At 44.5% G+C, this 220-nt stretch carries 1 protein-coding gene; it reads right to left on the bottom strand.

Annotation, left to right across the window (positions count from 1 at the left end):
* Nucleotides 1-220, bottom strand: a 220-nt coding sequence (locus A3712_RS18495; protein WP_157618803.1) for a family 1 glycosylhydrolase, incomplete at both ends; no start/stop codon positions are given.

Raw genomic sequence — 220 nt, 5'->3', positions numbered from 1 at the left:
CCATTAGATGCAATCACGCCTTTGTACCACTCAAAAGACTTCTTGCGCTTACGCTCTAGTGTTCCTGACTGGTCGTTGTGTTTGTCTACATAAATGAAACCGTAACGTTTTTTCATCTCACCTGTGGTGAACGACACCAAATCGATACAGCCCCAAGGGGTGTAGCCCATGAGATCAACTCCATCAATCGCAACGGCTTTTTTCATCTCTTTGATGTGAT

It is taken from the genome of Vibrio sp. HI00D65, assembly GCF_001635455.1.
GTDB lineage: Bacteria > Pseudomonadota > Gammaproteobacteria > Enterobacterales > Vibrionaceae > Vibrio.
The sequence above is the reverse complement of the archived record's forward strand: the minus strand, read 5'-3'. Positions and strand labels throughout refer to the sequence as shown.